This window comes from Colwellia psychrerythraea (assembly GCF_000764185.1).
In the GTDB taxonomy this organism is placed as follows: Bacteria; Pseudomonadota; Gammaproteobacteria; order Enterobacterales; family Alteromonadaceae; genus Colwellia; species Colwellia psychrerythraea_B.
Map to the genome: position 1 here is coordinate 422,273 of NZ_JQEC01000002.1, position 25,889 is coordinate 448,161.

Here is a 25,889-nt window from a genome sequence, read left to right on the forward strand (position 1 = left end):
TTTTGTGTGCAATCAAACATACCAACATAGTAATGAGTCATCTTGCTTGCTATAACATCAGTAGCCATTTTATAAGGATATCTTCAATATGATCACACTCTCTGCAGAGCAATGCCGCGTTATCGGCGTTATGTTAGAAAAAGAAACCACTACGCCTGAGCAATATCCTCTTTCGCCAAACGGCATCCTCATTGGTTGCAACCAAAAAAGCAATCGTGAGCCGGTCATGTCTCTTATCGAAAGCGATATTCAAAATATTATAGATGAACTAGTACAAATGAATCAGCTGATGGTTGATCACAAGGCATCAAGCCGAGTGAATAAGTACTTTCATCGTTTCTGTAATACCGAATTTGGCAGCTTACAATTCACCCCTCAGCAAAGAGCAATTATTTGTGTATTATTGCTGCGAGGCCCACAAACTCCCGGAGAATTGAGAACTCGTACCAACCGCCTAGCTGACTTTAGTGATGTCAGTGAAGTAGAAGCAACCTTAAACGAACTACAAGAATTAAACGGGCAAACTTTAGTTAAAAAACTTGCTCGTGAGCCTGGAAAACGTGATTCACGCTACGTACATTTACTCGCTGACTTTGATGAAACAAGCTTAACTCAAGCTGTTGAGAGTCAAACTAACCTAGCACCATTAGAAGATAAAAATCAATTAGCGCAAAGAGTCATTGAGTTAGAAGAGCAAGTTGCTTCGTTAACAGCAAGAATGACCAGTTTGACTGAATTTTTAAAAAATAAATAATATAAATTTAAATAAACTTTTTATACGAATTTTTATGTCCACTTTTTTTACAAAAAATAACTCTAGGCTAAGAATAAACGCCATAAAGCCATACCGCTCAATTGGTTACATTTTCGGCATGTTTTAAGCATAATGACAGATGTATATTTCGTGGAACTTTCTAATAAAAATTAAAAGGGACATTTAGATGAATAATAAATTAAGTAAAACTTTAGTAACCTTAACTCTTAGTGCTAGCTGTTTAATTAATGCCGCAAATGCGGGTCTTATCACTGATGCAAATGAAATTACCTCAACAGATCCAAATTATAGTTTAGTAACTTTTGATGAACTAACATTCACCGATGGCACGCTAATCACAGATCAATTTTTACCGTATGGCGTATCATTCAGTCCTAATTTAGGTTATGAAACCACTCGCCCAGACTTTACTGGCTTTAGTGGTAATAATTTACAAAACTTCAATAATAACTTACCGTTCGACATTATGTTTGCTGAAAACGTAAACGCTTTTGGTGCATTCTGGGAAACCAATATAAATCAAGTATTGTCTTTTACCGCATTTTTAGACGGTGTAGAGTTGGCAACAGTAAGTAGTTCAACTAATGACAATTGCTGTAGTAGCGCTAGCTTCTTAGGTTTTAATGGCATGACATTTGATAAAATATCAGTGTCTGGTGCCGGTGCAAATGGACATTTAATTATGGATAATTTGCACTTCTCCGCTACAGATGTACCTGAGCCTGCAACTGTTGCTCTCTTTGGTCTAGCATTAATGGGCTTAGCTACACGTAAATATAAAAAGTAACAATCATAACTCTCCCATACAAAAGCACCCTACTATCAACTGTACGGTGCTTTTTTATAATTTTAATTCGAAATCCATCAGATTAGATTGGTAATTTAACCTGTGTTCAAAGGACAGAACAGTATAAAATAGCTAACAAAATCACATCCATTTACGGAAAGTAGCTATATGGCTAACGATTTACTGTTATTAAGTTTTTTATCCTGTTCTTTATTAACATTTACAGTGCAAGGTAACGATATAGCCGCCGTAAATAAACAAGCTGACGCTATTAAACCTGATGACAACACAAAGCAAAACAATAACGAATCAGCAATAACGCTTACCGAGCAACAAAAAAATCAGTGTGCACAATATTGTAGTGAAGTTAACCCTGACGATAGTTATAAACAGCAAGTCCATAACCGGCAAAATCCGGCCTCAAGTGTCGGATATGAATTAGTAATACCTGAGGCTTTGCCACCAAGAAACCGCTGGTCTGATTTTTTACCTATTTTGGGTAAAGAAGCTCGTGAGGCTGGTTATTTACTACCACTACCTTTTGGTATATCAATCGTTGGCTTAACCCAGCAACAACCTTTTTCAGTGTCTAAAATTGGTTTAGAAATTGATGGCCAACAAAGTGATATTATTAATGACTTTATTGATGACACTATTACCGCTAAAAACCTAAAGGTATCAGACACCACTTACAATTTGCGTCTTGATGCTTGGATCTTGCCTTTCTGGAATGTATACGGCATTGTCGGTAAAACGAAAGGCAAAGCAGAGCTTGAGTTAGATGTTAATTTAGAGCTACCGACCTTACTTTTAGCTGCTACAGGTATTGGTAGTGGTTATAATGATAAACGCTGTACTAGCATTGATTTGCCTTTTCAGGGACCAGCACCCGGTCATTGCTTAGTCTCGCTTGATAGTATTCAAACGACTTTACACTTTAATGGTACTGTACTTGGTTACGGTACTACCATTGCAGGTGGTTATGGTGATTTTTTTGGTATGTTTGATGTTAATTATTCTGAAGCCGATATCAACATTGCCATTGAAAAAACTCAGCAAACGGTTTATTCGACTCGTTTAGGTTGGAATGGCAGTATTGGTGTCTACCAAGGGCAACTTTGGGTTGGCGCCATGAAGCAAGACATTGAACAACAAATTGCTATAACCACACCAGGTAATAAAATAGCTGTGCTTATCGACCAACATACTAGCTCTCCAATAAACTATCTTATTGGTGCTCAATGGAATATTACCGAAGAATGGGCGGTAATTGCTGAAACTAACTTCGCCTTTAGTGATCGTCAGCAATTTATGATGCAAGTAGGATATCGTTTCTAAGCATCCCTGCAGTTAATTAAACCTCAAGTTATATTTTAATGGAAATTTAAATGTCAGATCCCAAAAGCGAAAACGCTGAAAACCTAACTACTACCATTGCTGACACTGCGCAACAAGCAGTAGATCTTCCTGCTGAACTATTACGCACTGAAATCCAACAAGCTTCAGAGATTTATCAAGTCATTATAGATTTTTTTACCAACTACAGTTTTCAATTGGTTGGTGCCTTACTGATCTTTTTATTAGGCTACTCTGTTGCGGGTAAAGTCGCTAAAGCTGTATTACGCCTTTGTGAAAAGCAAAAACTTGATGTTACTTTAAGTCGTTTTCTTGCGAGTACCACCAAAATGGCAGTGATGGTGATGATAACTATCATGGCACTGAGTAAACTTGGCATTAGTGTTACGCCATTTATTGCCGCTATAGGCGCTATTTCATTGGGTGCCGGTTTAGCATTACAAGGTTTATTAGCCAATTATGCTGCCGGATTCAACATCATCATTATTCGTCCATTTGTCGTTGGAGATACTATTGAAGTGCAGGGAGTAACGGGCATAGTTAAAGAAGTACAGCTGGCCTATACCATCATAAAAAATGAAGACTCAGCAGAAATTACTATTCCCAATAAACATATTGTTGGGGAAGTAGTATTGAATTCTAGAAAAGATTCCTTATTAAAACTTTCAGTTGGTATCTCGTATAAAGATAACCCCATTGACGTTGTAAAACTTGTTGAACGTACTCTGTCAGATCTCGACATTTATACTGATGAAGTCCGTATGCAAGTTGGGATTGATGAGTTTGCTGACAGTGCTATTACAATTGGAATTAGGTTATGGATACCAACAACAAATTTATATGCCGCTAAATACAGCGCCTATGAAGCGATTTATTTAGCTTTTGAACAAGAGAACGTGACTATTCCATTCCCACAGCAAGATATACATCTGATTGAGCCAAAGCAAGTTCCAGAGCCCACCTCATTATAGGTTTCATTAAAATACAGTTAAGCGACCTTAACTGTATTTTTATTGGCGGCTTTAGCATCAAGCAAGGCATCTTCAGCATTATGCAGTATATCCTGCATAGAAAGGCCTTTTTTCCAGGGTGCTAAGCCAATACTACAAGTAATGGTGTCAGTACTAAAAAGCTGCTGTTCAATGACTTTTCGCAGCTTATTGGCAAACTCATAAGCAAGTGTGGGGCTTGCTGGTAACACTATAATGAAGTTATCACTGTGCCAATGAATCAGCTGACTATTAACTGGCGAATGCTGCCGAATAATATTCACTAAATTAATCAGAATGTCATCACCTACACTAGGTCCGTATAAATCATTAATACGTTTAAAATTATCAACGTTAAGTTGCAATAAAAAGAAAATTTCTCCAGCTCGATTAGCTCTGTTAAAAAAATTATAAAGTACTGCCTGACCTGCGCGCCTGTTTAGCGCATTAGTGAGAGGGTCTCGTTTAGCAAGATCTTCAAATGCTTGTGTAACTCGCCCCAATTCAGCCAAACGGCGATAAGTAAAAATAACTAAACTAAATGCTAACGTGCCACCTAAAGGTAGAAACTCATCAAGCTCCCAGTGCTCATGCTCTTTTACAATATTCATAATTAACTCTAAGACATCAAATTGAGCAAAAAAGACAAATAAAAGGCCATTGATGGCCAATAGCCATAACGCATCTCTAATAAAGGTACTTCGATGTAAATATTTATAATGCAACATGCTCGATACTCAGAATAATTCTGACCTTACTGATAATCAACTAGACTAAAATCAAATACGAGTGATTTTCACTCAATTTTGTACAGTAGCACAAATATATTATTCATTATTAATTTAAGTTTCATTTATCTATTAAGCTTTAATTTAACTCATGAAAAATAATAGTGCTTATGCCATAGTTAAGTTAACTGTGTTTTTTGGAGTTAGCATGTTGCCCCATATTCAAGAGATTGTAGAAGCAGTATCAAATAGATACGGCGATGAGTTTTTTACTAAAGTGGCTTTGGCACTTAATAAAGCAATTACCGCTGATTATACTTTTATTGCCCGGATAAATTCTGAGCAATATAGCTGTAAAAGCGAGGTTCTTGTAGCTAAAGGTCAAATAGCCGAGAATTTTGAATATTCATTAACGGGCACTCCTTGCGCTGAAGTTGCTGATAATTCACTTCGCTTCTACCCGAGAGACGTCTTGAATATTTATCCTGAAGATACATTGTTAAAGCAGCTAAAAGTACAAGCTTACTTTGGCATACCAATGATTAACTCTAAACAGCAAGTCATAGGTTTGATCGTTGCCTTGTATGAAGCTGAACAAGAAAATATGGATGAAACAGCTGCGTTATTCCAGCTGTTCTCAGGTCGTATTGCCGCTGAACTTGAACGTCTAGATTATGAACAATGCCTTGAAGACAAAATAACAGCACGCACAAAAGAACTTTCCAAAACCGTACAACAATTACAAACAACACAAAAACAGCTAGTAGAGTCCGAAAAAATGGCTGCTTTAGGTAATTTAGTTGCCGGTGTTTCCCATGAGGTAAATACCCCATTAGGTATAGCGATAACCACACACAGCATTATGGCTGATGAATTTAAAAAACTAAAAGATAAGCTTGATAGTCAAAGCCTTAGTATGAAAGACATGGAAAACTTCCGTAATACCTCTGAAAGTGCCATAACAATGCAAGGTGAGAACCTAAATCGGGCGAAAAAACTCATTGAAAATTTCAAAAAAACTGCCGCAGATCAACATCAATTAGAGATTGAAAACCTTGATATTGGCCAATATTACCAGCAAGTTATTTCCACACTACGCTCTATTCTCAAACCTCATAAAGTGAACTTAGAAATAAATTGCCAAGAGAAAATTATTTTGGCTACTTACCCCGGTATTCATGCACAAATATTAACTAACTTAATCAATAACAGTGTTAAACATGGTTTTGCCAGCAATAATGAACAAGGGATAGATACTGGCAATATCACTCAAGAGAATAAAATCACAATAGTGATTAACCAACTTGCAGAAAATGAAGTGGAAGTTACCTACTGTGATAATGGTCGTGGTCTATCTAAAAAAGCCCAGCAACATGTTTTTGAACCCTTTTTTACCACGGCCCGTGAACATGGTGGTATAGGTTTAGGCATGTCCATTGTTTTTAACTTAATTAGCCAAAAAATCAATGGTTCTATCGAATCAAAAAGCACCAAAGTAGGTGCTTATTTTCACTATACCTTCAAAGCGAACTTGCTCAATAAACAAGCAAGCACTTAGCGTAAAAAGTATTTTGTTATCAGTTGTGAACTCTGTATAATCCATGTTAATCGATTGTTTTATCTAAATATCATGGACGTTACGACATGCATTCCTTTCACAAATATCGCCTAAGTACCCTATCAAATATACTAATCCCGCTAATGTTAAGCTTTAACTGTATTGCCCATGCGGTAGAAGATCAAGAAGCCAAGCAAAATATTGAAAATACCGTTCAGCAAATACAGGCGGCCTTGCCCTCTTCTTATTTCTATTTCGGTGGTAAGTTAGGTATTAATCACTATCAGCATGGTTGTGAGTCTTGGAGCCTTGACTGCGATAAAGATAGCTTTGCTCCCGGCCTTTTCGCCGGTTACCAATTCAATGATAACTTTGCTTTTGAAGCTGCTTATATTGATTTGGGTGAAGCAAAAGCAACTTATCTCGACTCAGCAAGTGAACACCTTTACAAAGGTACAATGAAAGGTTTAAACCTATCTGCTATTGGCTCAATCTATTTAATCGAAGATGTAACATTGTTTGGTAAAGCCGGTGTTTTTAACTGGTATGGCGAAAATAAAGGGCCTTACTCAACAAGCAAAGCAGATGATTGGGCGCCATCGGCTGGTGCCGGCCTGTCATATCAATTAAACGATTCTTGGCAAGCACGCTTTGAATATCAATACTTTCATCACTTAGGTAACGACACTATCGGTGGCACCAATGCGCACTTCACATCTATCGGTATCAGTTATCAATTGGGTCGCACAAGGCCAACCATAGTCACTAAAACTGTAATGAAGCCAGCGCCAATAAAGCTTGAAGAAGTCACCTTTCCACTATTATTTGATTTTGATAGTAGTGACCTCTTGTTAGTAGACTCATTAGCCGTCATTGTCAGTCGATTAACTAAATACCCTCAGGCGAGCGTAATATTACGTGGTTATTCTGACTCTAAAGGTAGCGAAAAGTATAACTTAGCCTTATCTCAACGACGAACAGATAAAATAGCAAGTTACCTTATCGACAAAGGTGTTCAAGAACAGCAGATAACTTCTGAGTATTACGGTGAAAAAAATCCTATTTCAGATAATCTTACGGAAGAACATCGACACTTAAATCGGCATGTACAGATATTGCTACCTAGCGTATTTATTAACACTACGCAGGAGCAAAAATAATGCAGCTATTCAATTCAATTAAATATGTACTGCTATCTTCATTACTTTTATTACTCACCGCCTGTGGTGAAGGCAGTAATTCAGGGTTCCCAACTGCTGAGTGTGGTAATGCATCCAATCTTTGTATTAACTCGTTTGTTATTAATCCTGATAAAGCTGCAATTTTGCTTGGTGGTACACAAACGTATCAAGCTATAGCAACATTAACCGACGGCAGCGAGCGTGATATCACAGAATTGGTTACTTGGTCTGTTGATGACCAGGAAAAAGCAGTAATAGTGGTAGATGGTAGTTCAGTTATTGCCACTGGCTTAGCAGAAGGTTCGGTAAATATTTTAGCCAACTACCGAGGTATAGATGTTACCGCTCAGCTGTCCGTTGGTGCTATAACTTTTACCATTAGCCCAATTGAAGCCAGTATTTTAACTGGCATGGTGCAGTCTTATAAAGCCTTCGCTATTTTACCTAGTGGCGTGCAAATAGATGTAACAGAGCAAGCAACTTGGACATCAATTAATCCTATCATTGCTAGCCTAACCGCCGACGGTGCGAATGTTGAAGTTACCGGCCTTACTAGCGGAGTAGATGCTATCTCTGCAACTTATAATGGCACTAGCATTTTTGCCCAGCTTACCGTGATCAGTACCACACCAGAATCATTGCTTATTACTCCTGCCAGCACCACACTTCCTGCAGGTACTAGTCAACAATATAATGCTTATTTAACCACTACTGATAACGCAGTAATTGATGTGACAGCCAGCTCAACTTGGACGGTAGTCGATGCCAGTATTGCCAGCATTGATGTTAACGCCTGGCTAACAGCTAACACTATCGGTGATACTCAGGTGCAAGCTTCAATTGTTCATGAAGGTATTACCCTAAGTAATACTGCTGCTTTATCTGTTAACAATGCCGTGCTTAGCAGCTTAGTTATTAGTCCTGAGAATGGTAAATTTCCTGTTGGTAAAATTGGAGTTTATCGAGCAGCAGCTTATTTTTCAGATGGTAGCGTCATAGATGTAACGCGTGAGGCTTCATGGCAAGTTGCTGATGAAACTATTGGCAGCATTGTTGGATCAGGCATTTTTGCAGGCGACAGCATTGCCTTATCACCAGGGAAAACCACAATTAGTGCGAGTTTATTATCGGTTAGCGATAGTACTAATGTTGAAGTAAGTACAGCTGAAATAAAGGCTATTAGTCTAAGTCCACAAAATGCCACTACGCCAGTTGGCACAGCAATTAATTATCAAGCCTTTGCTTTCTACTCAGATGGTAGTAAGCGTGATATTACTCAATTTGGCGCTTGGTCAAGTAGCAAGCCCAGTGTCGCTGCTATCAACTTTGTCGGAGCACAATCAGGGCAAGCAACGGCCTTTGTTGTAGGCACAACTGATATTACTATTACTTTTGACGGTATAACAAAGTCCACCTCACTCACCGTTAGTGACGCTATAGTGACAAAATTACAAATATCGCCATTAGACCCTAGTGTGCCCGTCGGTATTGAAGGTCAATTTACAGCTATCGCTTATTATTCCGATAACACCACTGCTGATGTTACCACAACAACAAATTGGCTAGTGGACGATTATACTGTTGCTGCAGTTATACCTACGGGTGAATTTTCTGGTTACGCCAAAGCGTTATCGCAAGGCACTACTCAATTAACAGCAAGCTATCAAGGACAAAGTAGCAGTACTTTAATTACCGTGTCACCGGCAATATTAGAGTCACTGTCTTTATCGCCAACTCAAGTAACCATTCCCGTTGGCACCACGCAGCAATATCAACTATTTGGTGTTTTCTCTGATGGCAGCAATCATGATCTGACTCTTTTTGCTAGCTATCAAAGCAGCAAGCCTATCATCGCCTCTATTGATGTCACGGCGTTAGCTAGTGCTCATTTAATTTCAACCAACTCAGTGGCTATTACTGCCGCTTATAACGGTATACAAACAACCGCATCGTTATCTGTTGCTGCAGGTGTACTTGAATATATTACACTTGAACCTGCTGACCAGAGTATTCCTGTCGGTCATAAAGCTCGCTTAGAAGCGAGAGCCTTTTATACCGGTGGTATAAATAAAGATATTACAGATCTAGCCACTTGGAGTGTCGATGATGGTGATATCGCTTCGGTAGATAATACTCAAGCAGATGCAGGTAGTGTGCTTGGTATTAGTGAGGGTATTGTCACTATTACAGCCACTTTTGAGGGTGAACAAGCTGCGGGAATCACCACTGTGACTGCTGCTGTGCTAGAGAGCGTCACTATAACACCTATCTCTGAAACGATTGCTGCAGGTTTAACTCAACAGTATCGATTGTTTGCAATATTTTCAGATCATACCAGCCGTGAAGTCACTCTAGTAAGTGATTGGCAGTCTGCAGAGCCCAAAGCAGCTTCAATTGATAGTAATGGCTTGGCTACTACATATCAAGAGTGGCAAACCATGATAACGGGTACTTATCAAGGTTTAAGTGCTAGCTCAAATTTAACCATTACCAGCGCCGTAGCAAGTATTTTACAAATAACCCCCCCTAATCCAAGTAAACCACTAGGCACTATTGGTAACTTTGTAGCAACCGTGTTTTACACAGATGGCTATGCTGCTAATGTCACAGAGAGTACCACTTGGACCTCAAATCAATCTGATGTGGTGCAAATAAATGCCAGTGGACCAAGTGCTGGCTTAGCTAGTGCAGACAAAATTGGCATAAGTGAAATAACTGCTAGTTTCTCTGGATTATCAGCAACAACCAATGCCACGGTAACTTCTGCGGAATTAACCGATATTTACATTAACCCGGTAAATAATGCTATCGATATTGGTGATAAAGTCAGCTATAACGCAATTTGCAAGTTTAGTGATGGCTCATTACATAATTTACCAAGCAATGGTATATGGCAAAGCTCAAATACCGAGGTTGCTACCATACAAATTACCGGCCCAACCACTGCATGGGCTACAGGAATCGATGGAGGCTCAGTAACAATCACGGCTAGTGTCGGGGATATTGTTAGTAATGTTGCAATATTAAAGGTAGCACCGAAAGCAGTAATCCCTGTAGTTATTACCTCTATTCAAGTAACGCCTGCCACTGCGACTGTTGCCGTCGGTGCTCAGGATCAATTTGCTGCAATCGCTCATTATTCTGATGGTTCAGATGCTGATATCACTTCAAAAGCCACTTGGCTTTCAGATAATAGCGATGTGGTAAATGTTACTACTACCGGTGATAATGCCGGCTTTGCTTATTCCATAGCAGTAGGAGAAGCAAATATTACCGCGGTGATGGATAACATAGCCAGTAATAGCGCAAAGATTACCGTCATAGGCAAGACCCTTGATAACATACAAATAGTCCCTAACAATAAAAGTTATAATATTGGAGATACCGAACAGTATAAAGTTACCGCTATTTATGATGATTATTCCATAAAGGATATTACTGCTGTTTCACAAATTCAAAGTTTAGATTTAACTATTGCTACTTTTGATGAAAATAATTTGATGACTGCTGCCGGTATTGGTAATGCTGAGCTTACCGCTGTCTATCAAGGCATGATAAGTGAAAGAGAGTTTTTACACGTTTTTGCTCCAGCCCCTACACCACCAATACTTGAAGTATCACCAGCCAACATTGAAGTGCCACAAGGCACCATTGATCGTTACACGGCAACATTGCACTATGCTGATGGCACCAATAAGGATGTTACCAGCCAAGCATTATGGTTCTCTAACGACACTAATATTGTGAACATTATGCCGAATGGAGAAGATGCCGGCTTTGCCCTGGCTACTAGCGCCGGTACCACTAGTATTAATGCCAGCTACAAGGATATAAATAGTAATACCGCTGAGGTAACCGTACTAGCAACAGAGTTGCTCTCCGTTGAAATTGTCATTGAGGATAATGCCCACTTCCCTGAAGGTACAACCAAACATTACACCGCCTTTGCTACCTATAGCGATGAGAGTGTTGTCGAAATAACCCGAGATGCCACTTGGAAAAGTGATAATGCTAGCACGGTAGTAACTGTAAAAGGTTTCGTATATGGCGTTAACATGGGTGAGACCAACATTAACATTTCTTTTGATGGAAAAAGCGACAGCCAAGCAGTTGTAGTTACCGATGCAGTAGCAACTAGCTTAACGATCACACCGAGCTATCATGAAATGGCCGTGCATTCGACGGTAGATTATACTGTTGTCGCAATATTATCTGATGGTACTACAGAGAATGTCACTAAAGACGTACTTAAAAGTGCTACAGGTACTGCCGAGTTAGCAATTATTTATCAAGAGGACTCATTAGTTAAAGTTGAGGGCATCACTAGTGGTAATGCCGTTGTACAGGCTAATTACCAGAACTTAAGTGCTACCGCGAATATTGTAATTTTACCGGCAACTTTAGATTCAATCACGATTACACCTTTAAATGAGACCATTTCACTTAGCTCGACCCTCCAATATCAGGCAAAAGCACAATATAGTGATGGCTCTGAAGTTAATATTACTGAGCAAGCAAATTGGTTCAGTTCCGAGCTAGATATTGCAGCTATCGATAACAATACTTATATCGGCTTAGCATCTGCTATATCAACTGGTACAACAACAATTCAAGCAACATTTAATGGATTGAGTGCTTCGACTAGCCTGTCGGTTGATGCAAGTTGTGGAACACATAAGCCTGTCAGTATTTATATTCATCCAGAGAATACAGTGATCAGTGTAAATACTGAAATGCAGTACACTCTGTATGGGCTGTGGTCTAATGGCTGTACTACACAACTAACACAGAACAATGCGGCAAATTGGTCAAGTAGTGATAACAAAATAGTATCTATCGGTAAAAAAGATGGTATTGCTTTAGCTAAAAAAGTCGGTGCAACAACCATCAATGCTGACTACCAAAGCTTAACGGCAATTCCTGTCAACGTTACTGTTACCAACGAAGAAGTATTATCAGTGAGTATTCAGCCAGCACCATCGGCAATTTTATCTAAAGGTTCTTCGTTAAATTATTTATGTTCGGCAAGAACTGCCATTGATGGTATTGAGCAAGCAGAGAAGTTTATTACGGGTTTAGCAAGTTTCAGCTCAAACGATATCAGCTTAGCTGTTATTGCTGACAATGACGGCAGCACTCAAACAGTAACCGCGCAGAATAAAGCAGGAAGTACAACTATCACTTGTAGTTATGGTGGTAAAGAAAGTAGTTCCAGTTTAACGGTACAATAAAGACTAGTTAACCCGAATCCTGGATAATGAGCACTTAATGTTTTAGTAAAAACAATAACTTAGATTATTAAGAACATAATTTACAAGATTAAGTAGATATATACTCTATCAATGTTTCAATTTATTCGATTATCAAGACAAAACGTTTATGAATAACAGATTATTTATCGACGTTTTAACGCTAAGAATCGGATAAAGGGGATATTGAGCAGGTGCTGCTTATTCAGCAGTTCAGGTTAGTTACCCTTTCGATTAAGACACTAACATTACTTATGTTGGTGTGCTTAATACTTACGGATTCAAGTTAACGTAGTATTCGACACCGTGTAATTACCCCCCTCCAATATTGCCACCCCGCTTCATTCTAATGACTCTTTAAGGATGAGCAATAAGTAATCAATTAAACTGCTTCTTTTCAGCAATGACTTCTGTATAATCCATGTTAATCGATTGTTTTATCTAAATATCATGGACGTTACGACATGCATTCCTTTCAAAAATATCGCCTAAGCTCCCCTGTAAGTATATTGATCCCTATTGTGCTATTTTTTAGCTTCATTACCCATGCGGTAGAAGATCAAGAAGCCAAGCCAAATATTGAAAATACCGATCAGCAAACACAAGCTGCCTTGCCCTCTTCTTATTTCTATCTCGGTGGTAAGTTAGGTATTAATCACTACCAACATGGTTGTGAGTCTTGGAGCCTTGACTGTGATAAAAACAGCTTTGCTGCCGGAGTATTTACCGGTTTCCAGTTTAATGAAAACTTTGCTTTGGAAGCTGCCTACATAGATTTAGGTGATGCTAAAGCAAGCTACTTAGAAAATGGTAATGCCTATCAGCATACCGGTAGCATGAAAGGTTTAGAGCTCTCCGCACTTGGTTCAATGTACCTAACTGAAAAAGTTACAGCTTTTGCCAAGGCCGGCGTATTTAATTGGCACGGCGAAAACAAAGGTCCTTTTAATAAAACCACTGCCGATGATTGGTCAACAACCGTTGGCGCTGGCATAACTTATCAACTGAACGATGCTTGGCAAGCACGCTTTGAATATCAATATTTTAATAATTTAGGTAACGATACAATTGGTGGTACCAATGCGCACTTAACCTCAATCGGTATCAGTTATCAATTTGGTCGCACTAGGCCAAGCATAGTCACTAAAACAGTGGTGAAGTTTTCCCCTGTAGAGCTTGAAGAAGTCACCTTTCCATTATTATTTGATTTCGATAAGAGCAACTTATTACTGACCGACTCATTAAACGTGATCATTAACCGCTTAACCAAATACCGACAAGCGCAAGTAATTTTACGTGGTTACTCTGATACCAAGGGCAACAGTGACTACAACTTAGCGCTGTCTAAACGACGTGTAGATAGCATTGCAAATTATCTAATTGCGGCTGGTGTTAATGAAACACAAATAATCTCTGAGTACTTTGGTGAGCAATACCCAGTGTCTGACAACACCACTGAAGAACACAGACACTTAAATCGTAATGTGAAAATATTGCTACCTAAAACCTTTGTTAATGCACCGCAGGAGCAATAATCATGAAATTATTTTCTCAAACTAAATACCTTATTTTGTCATTATTACTTTTGCTATTAACCGCTTGTGGTGAAGGCAGTAATTCTGGTTTTCCCACTGCTGATTGTGGCGGTGAAGATAACTTGTGTGTCAGTGAATTTACCATCACCCCAAACAAAGCAGCAATATTAATTGATGGCCTGCAAAATTACCAAGCCATTGCTACCTTAACCGATGGTAGCGAACTTGATATTACCGATCACGTTACTTGGGCGGTTGATAATGAAACTATTGCTACCATCGCGATAGATGGTAATACCGTTGTTGCTACTGGCATTGCCGATGGTGTCGCTGTTATTACCGGAAAATATCGCGGTATGAATGCCAGCGCCCAACTTTCAGTTGGCGCAATTACTTTTAGTATTATCCCAAGTTTAACCACCATACTCACGGATATGCAGCAAAACTATCAAGCATTTGCTGTTTTCCCTAATGGTGTCCAAGTAGAAGTAACTGAACAGGTTTCTTGGGCAAGCGATAATAGTGCTATTGCTACTATCAATGTTGTTGATAACTTAGTTACAGCTTCAGGCTTAAGTGAAGGTTTAGCAACAATCTCAGCTAGCTATAATGGTAAAGCTATTTATGCTCAGTTAAATGTTATCAATAGTACTGCTGAAACACTGTTGATTAGTCCTGCGAGCGCAGTAATGCCACTGGGCACAGCAAAACAATACAGTGCCTTTTTAACCACTACCAGTGGTGAAGTTATTGATGTTTCTACCACGGTAAACTGGCAAATAACAGATGAAACCATCGCCACTATTGATGCTACTGCTCGGCTTACTGCGACAGAAGTAGGCTCAACCGAAATAACTGCTAATATAGTTCATAGCAACAACACTTTAACCGCAAGCTCGGCCTTAATGGTTAATAATGCTCAGCTTGATACTATTGCCATTAGCCCAGTCGATGGTATATACCCTGTCGGGAAAATAGGTGTATATCGCGCCAATGCCCATTATGCTGATGGTAGTGTTATTGATGTTACGCGAGAAACTACTTGGCAAGTTGTAGATACCAACATAGGCACTATTGTTGAATCGGGTATTTTTGCCGGTGACAGTGTTGCCTTATCTCCAGGAAAAACCACGATTAGTGCTAGATTTCAAGCGCAAACTAGCCAAACCAATGTCGAAGTAACCGCGGCTAAAACAATCAAACTAAGCATTAGTCCAATTGATGCATCGACACCGGTAGGTACGCAACTCGCTTATCAAGGCTTTGCGCTTTATTCTGATGGTACTAAGCGTAATATTACCGTATTGGCAGCTTGGTCCAGTAGCGAATCGAGTGTCGCCGCTATTGGCTTTACCGGTGCTTTATCTGGCATAACCAATGCGCTTGACATTGGCACCACCAACATCTCAGTTAATTATGACGGCCTAACGGCTAGCACACCATTAACCGTGACTAATGCGGTAGTGACTAACTTGCAGGTTTCGCCTTTAAACCCAAGCGTGCCAGTAGGTATTGAAGGTCAATTTACCGCTATTGCCTATTACTCAGATAATACCACTGTCGATGTTACTCATAACGCTAACTGGACAGTAGATGACTACAGTATTGCCGCCGTTATCCCTAATGGTGAATTTTCCGGTTATGCTAAAGCATTAAATGAAGGCTCAAATCAATTAACCGCCAGCTTTTCTGGTCAAAGTGCCAATACCTCGATAACGGTTACTGCCGCGACCCTTAGTTCATTATCTTTATCGCCATCAACCGCTGAAATCCCAGCCGGTACTACCCAGCAATATCAATTGTTTGGTCTGTTTTCTGATGGTACAAATCATGATTTAACCGAATTTTCTAGTTTTCAAACCAGTGATAATGCTGCCGTTTCAATTGACAGCAATGGCCTTGCCATAGCTCATAACGATGATGCCAATCCAATTACAGTTACCGCCAGTTATAGGGGCATGCAAGCTACTGCTTCATTAGTTGTTACCGCTGGTTTGTTAGAATACATTGAAGTTACCCCCTCTGAAATATCTATACCTGTTGGCCATAAAGGCCAGCTCTACGCCCGTGCTTTTTATAGCGACGGTTCAAATGCCGATATTACTTATCTGGCTACTTGGAGCCTTGATGATGGTGATATCGCTTCGGTTGATAATACCAACACAGATGCCGGCGAAGTTTTAGGAATTAGCCAAGGTGTGGTGACTGTTACCGCTAGTTATCTAGGTACAACGGCCACCACCAACGTTTTGATCACCGCTGCAGTATTAGAGAGTGTCAGCATCACCCCTGTTGCTAAAACTATTGCCGCCGGCTTAACGCAACAATACACCTTAACAGCTGAATTCTCTGATAAAACTAGCAGTGATGTCACTAAGAGCAGCGCTTGGATATCAAGTGATCCAACAACAGCCTCGATTGATAATTTAGGGCTAGCCACCAGTTACTGGGAAGGAAAAATAACAATTACCGGTACTTACCAAGGCATCTCTGCTGTCGCAACCCTCACCATTACAGGGGCTGAACTGTTAAATATACAAGTAACACCTGCGGATCCAAAAGAACCAATAGGCACAGAAGGAAGGTTTACAGCAACAGCATTTTATACTGATGGTTTTGCTGCAGATGTCACTAGCAACGCCACTTGGTCATCTCTTGACGATGGTATTGTTCATATCACCACTAGCGGTATTGCTGGCGGTCGAGCAAGTGCCGATAAAGTAGGTATTAGTGTTATCACTGCAAAATTCGCAGGTAAAACTGACTCAACAACAGCAACAGTGACTGAGGCAGTACTGGAGAGTTTAGTTATTTCACCGCCAAGCGCAGAGGTTCCACAGGGAACAAACTTTCAGTATCGAGTTGATGGCATATACAGTGATAAAGTTATTAAAGATCTAACTCATAGTGCTACTTGGCTGACAGGTGATATTAACATCGCAACTATTGATACTACGGGCTTAGCTATGGGTGAAAACCAAGGGGATACAAGTATCACCGCTAGCGTTGATGGCATGTCTACCATGGCGACAATTAAAGTGACCTCAACAGGAATAGACCATCTTGAAGTTAGCCCTAGCTCATGGCAATTACCTTTAGGTACCAGCACAAAATTAATTGCTTATGCTTTTGACGGTGCGGGCATTAAAACTGATATTAGTAATGATGCCGATTGGAAAGTATTAGCCACGGGCACTGATAATATTCATGTTGATAATAGCGTGACTAATGGCGGTTTTGTTAGTTCAATTGCTATAGGTAATGGCACTGTAGAGGTGAGTTATGCAGGTTTAGCCGCAACAGCAGAAATTGATGTAACCGACGCCACGGTGGACACACTTACAATTAGCCCGCAGAATACTGAAATAAATATGCCTGGTAACCAGCAATATACCGCAATGGCGACCTTGACCGATACCACTGTGGTCGATTATACCAAGCAAGTTTATTGGCACACTAGTGATAAAACCGTCGCGACTATTGACGCTGCACATCAAGATACTTTAGGTCTAGCATCGGCGGTTAGTGAAGGAACCACTACCATTAAAGCCTCTTTTGGCCCTATATTTACTGAAACTAATTTAACCGTTACCTTATTAGGTGGTGGCGTAGATAGTATTCAAATACATCCACATGTAAACCACCTTACAGTGGGTGAAAAAGTACAATTAACATGTTCACTTATCCATCTTGATTCTACCCTAAGTGACTGTAACGATGATGTCGTTTGGACTATGGCTGATGACAGTATTGCTCATGTTGAACCCACCGGCAGTACTGGTGGCTTAATTACTGGCTTAAAAGCAGACACCACACGTGTTTTTGCAACTTACCAAGGGATCACTAGTAGTAACCTTGACGGCCAAATTACCGTAACAGAGCCAGTTTTAGAGTCAATTACAGTCAATCCTAGCACTCAGACTTTAGCAAGAGAGCAAGCTTTTACTTATAGCGCCACTGCCCATTACAGTGATGGCGATGATAAAGATATTTCCAATAGTGTTACTTGGTCGGTAAGCAAACCAAATATTGCCACCGTCAACAATCACGGCCGCGTCATTGGTAAAGTTGTTGGCGATACTCAGGTAACAGCTCGCTTAAACGATATTAGCGGTCAAGCAAGTCTCACTATTGATAACCGCACATATTTATCAGCCGAGTTTATTCCTGATCCGAGCTCACTTACCGTAGGCGATATTATTGATATTACCTGCATGGTCACCTACGGCTTTCCCCCTTCAGGTACTGATCCTGTTGTGGTCGACATGACCGAACAAGCAGCCTGGCAGTTTAAATACTCAATAGATGACATAGGCAACTTAAGTAACTCTCCTGGCAGTAAGGGTCACTTTGAAGCGACTAAAGCTGGCTCTAATGTAATATCCTGCATGTTGCCACAATCAAATGGCAGCTTTATTGCACCAAATATAAGAATCACTGTTACCAACTAATCAAAATATTAAGGAATAATGATGTTAAAGAAGGGATTTTTTATTGCTGCATTAATGTTGCTTAGCGGCTGTGAAACAGCACGTAATACTGATAAAGCGCACGTTAAACAAGACTCGCCCTACAGACTTTATTTTGGTGGCGATATTGTCACCATGACTGATGAGCAGCCTAGTTATGTGGAAGCTGTAGTTGAACATAAAGGTAAAATTGTTTTTGTTGGTAATAAAGATTCTGCACTAAGACAATACCCTGAAACAATGACTCAAATGGATCTACAAGGTAGCACCATGTTACCTGGTTTTATTGACCCCCATAGTCATTTTATGTCGGCATTAATGATGGTCAATCAAATTAATGTTTCAGCTCCTCCCGTTGGTACAGCCACCAATATTGCACAAATTATCGCTAAACTTGCCAATTACCAGCAAGAGAAAAATATTGCTGAGGGAGGCTGGCTTGTTGGTTGGGGCTATGACCAAGAACTTATTGATGAAAAACGTCATATCATCAAAACAGAACTTGATGCCGCCTTTCCCAAGCATAAAGTTATCTTGATTCATGTATCTATGCACGGCGCAGTACTCAATTCAAATGCCCTTGCCTGGGCAAATATTGATAAAAATACTAAAACGCCAAAAGGTGGTGTTATTGCCAGAATGCCCAACAGTAATGAGCCGGCTGGTTTAATTATGGAAATGGCTTATATACCGGTTTTTGAACAGCTACCGCAACCTAACGAAGCAGAAATGTTAGATCTAATGGCTGAGGCACAAGAACATTATACTAGCCAAGGTTACACCCATGCGGTAGAAGGTTTCACCCATACCAAACATATAGATTTCTTATTAAAAGCAGCAGAGCAAAATAAATTAATAATTGATATTGCCTCGCTAGCGGCTTTTACAGAAATGGATAAATGGTTCGATAATGCAAAATACAAATTTGGTGAGTACCATAATAAATTTAAGCTACATGCCTGTAAAATTACCTTAGATGGTTCACCACAAGGTAAAACCGCTTTTGTTTCTAAGCCATATTTAACAACCGGACCTGCGGGTCAAGAACATTGGCACGGTGAGTCGTCAATTACCCAAATCCAGCTTGATGCATTAACTAAAAAAATGTTTGCTGCTAATATTCCGCTGCAAATACATACCAATGGTGATGCTGCTATTGATATGATGATTAAAACGGTAGAGCAGGCAGGTATCACCGCAAAAGACGATAGACGCACCGTTATTGTCCATTCACAATTTCAACGCCCAGAACACTTAGCTAAGTATGCGGAACTAGGTTTAACACCGTCATATTTTTCTATGCACACCTATTTTTGGGGTGATGTTCATGTTAAAAATATTGGTAAAAAACAAGCTGACTTTATCAGTCCTATGAAGGCTGCCAAAGAGGCAGGTCTTATTACTTCTAACCATTCTGATTTTAATGTTACGCCATTAGACCCATTTTTTATCATGTGGTCAGCCATGGCACGTGAATCAAGATCTGGCGCGATTATAGGTGCTGAACAACGTATCGATGCCTATAGTGCGTTACAAGCCTTAACCACAGGGCCAGCTTATCAGTTCTTTGAAGAAAACCGTAAAGGCATGATCAAGGAAGGTTTATTAGCGGACTTTGTAATTGTTGAGAATAATCCGTTAAAGCAAGATGTTACTATGATTAAAAATAATAAAGTACTGGCTACCATTAAAGAAGGTCAAACTGTTTTCAGTAGCTTGCAGCTTGTCGGTGCTGATAGTGATTTACATGGCTGTAAAAGCTCGGCAGGTTATGCTTGGTGTACTAACACTAATCAATGTGAGCGTCCTTGGCTGTTGGCGAAAGAACAAAGTTTTGCCAATGAACCGGCAGCATTTACAGAATTTTGTAAAAACTAACAATACAGAGCCATAAAACACATAACGAAGAAAGTGCTTAAATAGATTTCACTAAATATCATCTAGATACAAGTAGCTGAAATATTTAAGCTGATGCCTCAATAAAAAGGAAGAAGCACGGAATTGATGACTATCAATGAATGCTTTTGACGAATCAAACCAAACGGATTAGTTGAGTTTTACCGCGACAAGGTTTATTGCTACTAAGCTGGAGTTACCTTATATGCACAGCGCCTTGCGCCGTCAATGATATGTTCTTCTCGACTCACGGTAGCAACTTCACTCATTAAGGTTTGAAACATCTGCAATTCTGAGCGACAGAAACTTAAACACTTAGTGGCCGCGGCACAAATAGGGCAATGGTTTTCCATTAACCAATAGATACCTTCATGCTGCTCTACTGTCGCCATATAACCTTCATCACTACGTATTTTGGCTAACATTTGTAACTTTTCTTCGACGCCGAATCTATCTGCAAGAGCTAATCTATAATTTGCCATAGCAGTTTCTTCACGGTGGCTGATCAGTTTTTCCATACCATCATCACCAAATAAAGTAATTACAGAATCCAGTAACTGCACCGTTAATTCATCATGCCTATCAGCAAAGCGACTATTGCCTTTATCCGTTAATGACCAATAACGGGTCGGTCTGCCACGAGCTGCTTTTTCATCTTTAAAGACCACATCGCCCGAATCTTCCAAGCCTTGTACATGCTGGCGCACACCCATGGTGGTCAGAGCCAGTTCACTCGCCAATATTTTTGCCGTTAACGGCCCTTGCGTCTTTAATAGCTGAATTATTTTTTCATGCGTCTTCATTAGAATTACGGCCAAAAAGTTATCTATAGTGCCATTATTACCCATTTTTATCGTCTAGCACAACATTAAGTAAAGGTTTTTATTTATATTATACTTGATCTTCTTTAGTAAAGTGTTTACCTTATTAAGTAAATAAAAAGCTTTACTTAATAACAGATGGAAGAAATGTTATGAATTTACTTATTATCAGTGCCAGTCAACGCACTCAATCACAAAGCGCTAAAGTCGCTAATTATATCGCTGAAACGAGTAGTCAATTTAGTGAAACTAACCATATTGAGTTATGCAAACAACGTTTGCCAATGTGGGATGGCGAGGATGACAGTAAACAAGATAACGATAGTGATTGGCTCGCTATTAATAGTCAATTACAAAAAATGGACGCATTAATACTGATTACACCTGAGTGGGGTGGCACTGCCTCACCGTTATTAAAAAACTTATTAATGATGGCGCAAGCGACTGATATCGGTCATAAACCGGTTTTAATAGTGTCAGTAGTGAACGGCATTAGTGGTGCTTACCCTGTAGCAGAGTTACGAATGAACGCTTTCTCTAATAACAAGCTGGTAGCGATTCCCGATCACCTAATTATCAGAAACGTTGAAGATATTTTAAATACCTTCAAGAAACATAACCAGCAAGAAGACAAGGTTATAACTCGCCAAGACAAAAGTATCCGTCATCGAATTGGCTATAGTTTGCATACTTTACTGCATTACAGCCAGGCAATGAAAACTTTACGTGATAGCTTACGAGGCAACATCTACAACAATGAACATCTTTATCCATACGGCATGTAAATTAATCATCAGATAAAAATCTGAATAAAAAAAGGAATATTTATGAATTTAAATCAAGTTACCTTACCAGTAAGAGATATGGACATTAGCACTGATTTCTACCGTCGTTTGGGCTTTTTACAAATTGTTGATACGCCGCATTACGCAAGGTTTTCCTGCCCCGATGATGGTGCAACTTTCTCATTAAGTCTTGATGAAGAGTTAACTGATAACAAAAGCCAAAGTGGGGCTGTCATCTACTTTGAGCATCAAGAATTAGATGTTTGGGTTGCAGAGGTTCAACAACGAGGCATTCAATTTGAACAGTTACCAACTGAGCAAAGCTATCTATGGCGTGAAGCAACATTACGTGACCTTAGCGGCAATAAAATCAAACTCTATTGGGCCGGAGAGAACCGTTTAAATCCGCCTTGGCGAGTTGAGAAAACATACCAAGCATAAACAAATAAACTACTATAAAAGCATACATTTAAAACGTAAAGGAGAGCACAATGATCACTTTAGAACACATTAACTTAGTCGTTAGCGATATAGAAAAGAGTTTAACTTTTTATCAAGCCGCTTTTCCTCACTGGCATGTACGCGGTGGGGACAAAGGTGAATGGTCAGGTAAACCGAGAAACTGGTTACATTTTGGTGATGACTATCAATATATAGCCCTTGCCGATAATGGTGTTGGTGATAATAGAGACTTAACCGGTCATCAAGTAGGTTTAGCACACTTTGCTTATATCACCAGTGACCTAAAAGGTACTATCGCACGTATTACAGAGGCTGGTTTCCCAATTCATAAAGATGGTACACCCGATGATTATAGAGAGAATATCTATTTTCTTGATGCCGATGGTTATGAAGTCGAGTTTGTTCAATATCACACTGATATCCCAGAGCTAAGAAATCGCTATTAGACTGAATAAACAAGCCCGTTCAATGTTGATGAATACTGATTGCAACCCACAACAACTTTACAGTATTCATCAACATAGCTTAAACTGATACTAATTCCACTAAGTTTCTTCTCACTCATCGAGAATTAAAAGCCTTAGAGGCAAGGCATTGATTGCAGATAATGGTTATTCCCTTATCAAAAATAATAACGCAGCATGTAAGGCTTTTAAACTCCCCCTAAGGGAACTAACTTAATGGACTTGGTATTCCATCAATGTACACACTTAGATAAGTTAAGGTTTTTCATGCGTAAGTTCCAATGGCTATTTATTTTTCTATTTCTCTCCGGTTGCGCCACCTTAGGGGTGATGGAGTTTGATAAGTTATATGGTCCTAGCCATGTCGACAATAGGTTAAGCCAGCCTAAGGCAACCGCTGCGCAAGAAATACATTTTAACCAACAAATACAGCCTATTATAGAAAACCGCTGTGTTGTTTGTCACGGCTGTTACGACGCCCCTTGCCAATTAAAAATGGAAAGTCGTGCTGGTATTGAACGTGGCGCCAATAAAGCTATCGTCTATAGCGGTGAACGTTTACTTACTGCTAAGATCAGCGATAGCTTAAGTAAATTAACTGAATTGAATAGCCAGAGCTTAGCGCCGCTACGCCAGCAAGGTTTTTTCCCTGTACTTAATGAACGCCAACAAACTGAGCAGGTCAATACTCAAGCCAGTTTAATCTATCAAATGCTGCTGCTAAAAAAACAGCATCCTCTGCCCAACGAAGCATTACTTAATAAAAGCTTCGATATTTCACTTGATAGAAGTCAGCAATGTCCAACCATCGAAGAGTTTGAACAATATAAGAGTAACTTCCCTCTTGGCGGTATGCCTTACGCACTGCCTGGGTTAACGAATATAGAGCATAATAAATTAACGGCTTGGTTGACCCAAGGCGCAATTATGCCAGCCACAACACCGCTGACTAGCGCTGAACAAAAAATGATTAACCGTTGGGAGATATTACTTAATGGTAGTTCGGCGAAAGAGCAGCTGATCGCTCGTTATTTATATGAGCACTTATACCTAGCCAATTTATATTTTGATAAAGCACAAACTAGCTATTTCAAACTAGTGCGTTCAAGTACTGCCAGTGGCGAAAAAATCGCAGTTATTACTACCCGCCGTCCCTTTGACTCACCTTATGCTGATGGTCGAAATGATGCCGTTATTGATAAACCAGACGTTTTTTACCGACTCATTAAACACAACGATACCATTATTGCCAAACGCCATATGCCCTATCCCTTTGGTGAGGAAAAATTCGCCCGACTTAATGCACTTTTTTATCAGCCAGATTATACGGTGAACTCGCTACCCGATTACCAATTAGCGAATGCTTCAAACCCCTTTAAAACATTTCAAGCCATTCCAAATAAGTCGCGTTATCAGTTTTTATTAGATCAAGCACAGTTCTCCATCATGAACTTTATCAAAGGTCCTGTTTGTCGAGGCCAAATTGCTTTAAACGTAATTGAAGATAACTTCTGGGTATTCTTCCTTAATCCAGATAGTTTTGATAATTACCCTAATGATGAATTCATTAACGCTAATACTGATTTATTACAATTACCCGCAGCTACCAGTGATAATGCCATGTCACTACTATACTGGCGCCAATATGCTAATCGCCAGCAGCAATATGTAAAAAATAAATTGGCTTATATAGAAGAGCTGAATTTACAAAGCGATGAGATAAACCTAGATTTAATTTGGTCAGGCAAAGGCAACCCAAATGCCAGCTTAACGGTATTTAGACACTATGACAGCGCTTCTGTGTTAAAAGGTTTTGTTGGCCCAACACCTAAAACGGCTTGGTTGATAACTTACCCATTATTAGAACGTATTCATTATCTGTTAGTGGCTGGATTTGATGTTTATGGCAATGTTGGTCATCAATTAAAAACTCGTCTTTATATGGACTTTTTGCGTATGGAAGCGGAGAGTAATTTCATTAGCTTACTGCCTAAAAAACAACGTAAATCGGTCCATGAACATTGGTACCGAGACACTGATGATACTGTAAAAGATTATATTTTTTCAGACGATTTCTATCAATTACCTGACACAGGCCTTAACTACCAAACAAGCACCCCGAAAAAAGAGCTTTTTCAATTCATCGCTAATTACACTAAAAATAGCCAAGTAAACCAGTTTAACCTCACTTCATTACCATTAAGTGCTAGCGATAAACTAATAGCAGACATAGAAAATATGCCCGGAGAAAGCGTCGCCTTATTACCACAAGTAAGTTATGTCATGGTAGAAAATAACGGCAAGCAACAAGTTTATAGCTTGATCAATAATTCTGCACATACTAATGTTGCCCACTTATTTTCTGAAGAAAATAGACGGCTTCCTGCAGAAGATAATTTAGCGGTTTTGCGTGGTGTTGTTGGCACCTACCCCAATGCCTTTTTTAAAATAGACCAAGTTCACCTCGTTGAATTTGTTAATAGCTTGGTGGCATTAAAAACTGAGCAAGATTATCAAACACTTAAAGACCAATTTTCCATTCGTCGAACCAATTCGGATTTCTGGATTTTTGCCGATGAATTACATGCTTGGTATAAAACTAATCAGCCGGATTCTGCTGGTTTACTTGACTTCAACCGTTTAGAAAACCGCTAGTTATTAATGTAAACTTCTATGCCAAACGCTGTAAAAAAATACTGCCGCTTGCCTCAGATGTCAATGAGGCAAGCAATAGTCTTGCTCAACCCTCATCTGCTACACTGCCAATCGAAATGTAAAATAAATGTCAATCTACGGCGGGTTACTCGTATTAACTTGCCTATTGCTCACTTCAA

General features: G+C 39.5%; 16 protein-coding genes. 14 read left to right on the forward strand and 2 right to left on the reverse strand.

Annotated elements, in window-relative coordinates; genetic code table 11:
• Positions 1 to 88: 88 nt before the first annotated feature.
• From GAB14E_RS20545 to GAB14E_RS20530, 4 genes are all read left to right on the forward strand, one after another.
• Positions 89 to 754: a YceH family protein gene (locus GAB14E_RS20545; RefSeq protein WP_033080480.1), complete on the forward strand. Its 666-nt coding sequence runs from the start codon at positions 89 to 91 to the stop codon at positions 752 to 754.
• Positions 755 to 941: 187 nt separating this feature from the next.
• A complete protein-coding gene (locus GAB14E_RS20540) occupies positions 942 to 1,562 on the forward strand; it encodes a PEP-CTERM sorting domain-containing protein (protein WP_033080481.1) in 621 nt (206 codons plus the stop codon).
• A gap of 168 nt (positions 1,563 to 1,730) precedes the next feature.
• Complete coding sequence (locus GAB14E_RS20535; RefSeq protein ID WP_033080482.1) at positions 1,731 to 2,900, forward strand: hypothetical protein; 1,170 nt, start codon at positions 1,731 to 1,733, stop codon at positions 2,898 to 2,900.
• A gap of 50 nt (positions 2,901 to 2,950) precedes the next feature.
• Positions 2,951 to 3,889 carry a mechanosensitive ion channel family protein gene (locus GAB14E_RS20530; protein WP_033080483.1) on the forward strand — a complete coding sequence of 313 codons (939 nt, stop codon included), beginning with the start codon at positions 2,951 to 2,953 and terminating at the stop codon, positions 3,887 to 3,889.
• 17 nt (positions 3,890 to 3,906) lie between these two features.
• Here GAB14E_RS20530 and GAB14E_RS20525 read toward each other — a convergent pair whose 3' ends face one another.
• Positions 3,907 to 4,635: a GGDEF domain-containing protein gene (locus GAB14E_RS20525; protein ID WP_033080484.1), complete on the reverse strand. Its 729-nt coding sequence runs from the start codon at positions 4,633 to 4,635 to the stop codon at positions 3,907 to 3,909.
• A 151-nt stretch (positions 4,636 to 4,786) separates the two neighbouring features.
• On the opposite strand from GAB14E_RS20525, the gene GAB14E_RS0122470 reads away from it, so the two are divergent.
• From GAB14E_RS0122470 to GAB14E_RS20505, 6 genes are all read left to right on the forward strand, one after another.
• Complete coding sequence (locus GAB14E_RS0122470) at positions 4,787 to 6,193, forward strand: sensor histidine kinase (protein WP_052093408.1); 1,407 nt, start codon at positions 4,787 to 4,789, stop codon at positions 6,191 to 6,193.
• An 86-nt stretch (positions 6,194 to 6,279) separates the two neighbouring features.
• Positions 6,280 to 7,353: an OmpA family protein gene (locus GAB14E_RS20520; RefSeq protein WP_033080485.1), complete on the forward strand. Its 1,074-nt coding sequence runs from the start codon at positions 6,280 to 6,282 to the stop codon at positions 7,351 to 7,353.
• On the forward strand, positions 7,353 to 12,605 hold the full coding sequence (locus tag GAB14E_RS0122475) for a beta strand repeat-containing protein (protein WP_052093409.1): 5,253 nt from the start codon (positions 7,353 to 7,355) through the stop codon (positions 12,603 to 12,605). Before GAB14E_RS20520 ends, GAB14E_RS0122475 begins: the two co-directional genes overlap by 1 nt.
• 482 nt (positions 12,606 to 13,087) lie before the next feature.
• A complete protein-coding gene (locus GAB14E_RS20515; RefSeq protein WP_052093410.1) occupies positions 13,088 to 14,158 on the forward strand; it encodes an OmpA family protein in 1,071 nt (356 codons plus the stop codon).
• Positions 14,159 to 14,160: 2 nt separating this feature from the next.
• Positions 14,161 to 18,609 (forward strand): beta strand repeat-containing protein, encoded by a 4,449-nt coding sequence (locus GAB14E_RS20510; protein WP_197061142.1) that lies wholly within the window; start codon positions 14,161 to 14,163, stop codon positions 18,607 to 18,609.
• Between the two features lie 18 nt (positions 18,610 to 18,627).
• Positions 18,628 to 20,505 carry an amidohydrolase gene (locus tag GAB14E_RS20505; protein WP_231561959.1) on the forward strand — a complete coding sequence of 626 codons (1,878 nt, stop codon included), beginning with the start codon at positions 18,628 to 18,630 and terminating at the stop codon, positions 20,503 to 20,505.
• Between the two features lie 203 nt (positions 20,506 to 20,708).
• On the opposite strand, the gene GAB14E_RS20500 is transcribed toward GAB14E_RS20505, so the two are convergent.
• Positions 20,709 to 21,326 (reverse strand): helix-turn-helix transcriptional regulator, encoded by a 618-nt coding sequence (locus GAB14E_RS20500; protein WP_033080601.1) that lies wholly within the window; start codon positions 21,324 to 21,326, stop codon positions 20,709 to 20,711.
• A gap of 170 nt (positions 21,327 to 21,496) precedes the next feature.
• Here GAB14E_RS20500 and GAB14E_RS20495 point away from each other — a divergent pair, with 170 nt between their 5' ends.
• The 4 genes from GAB14E_RS20495 (at position 21,497) to GAB14E_RS20480 (ending at position 25,710) form a co-directional block, all read left to right on the forward strand.
• Entirely contained in the window at positions 21,497 to 22,129 is a 633-nt protein-coding gene (locus tag GAB14E_RS20495; protein ID WP_033080486.1) for an NAD(P)H-dependent oxidoreductase, read from the forward strand.
• Positions 22,130 to 22,171: 42 nt separating this feature from the next.
• The gene (locus GAB14E_RS20490) at positions 22,172 to 22,570 is read left to right on the forward strand and encodes a VOC family protein (protein WP_033080487.1); all 399 of its coding nucleotides are present in this window, start codon (positions 22,172 to 22,174) and stop codon (positions 22,568 to 22,570) included.
• Positions 22,571 to 22,620: 50 nt separating this feature from the next.
• Complete coding sequence (locus tag GAB14E_RS20485) at positions 22,621 to 23,037, forward strand: VOC family protein (protein WP_033080488.1); 417 nt, start codon at positions 22,621 to 22,623, stop codon at positions 23,035 to 23,037.
• A 285-nt stretch (positions 23,038 to 23,322) separates the two neighbouring features.
• Positions 23,323 to 25,710, forward strand: coding sequence for a fatty acid cis/trans isomerase (locus tag GAB14E_RS20480; RefSeq protein ID WP_033080489.1), 2,388 nt, complete (start codon positions 23,323 to 23,325; stop codon positions 25,708 to 25,710).
• The last annotated feature ends 179 nt before the right edge of the window (positions 25,711 to 25,889 follow it).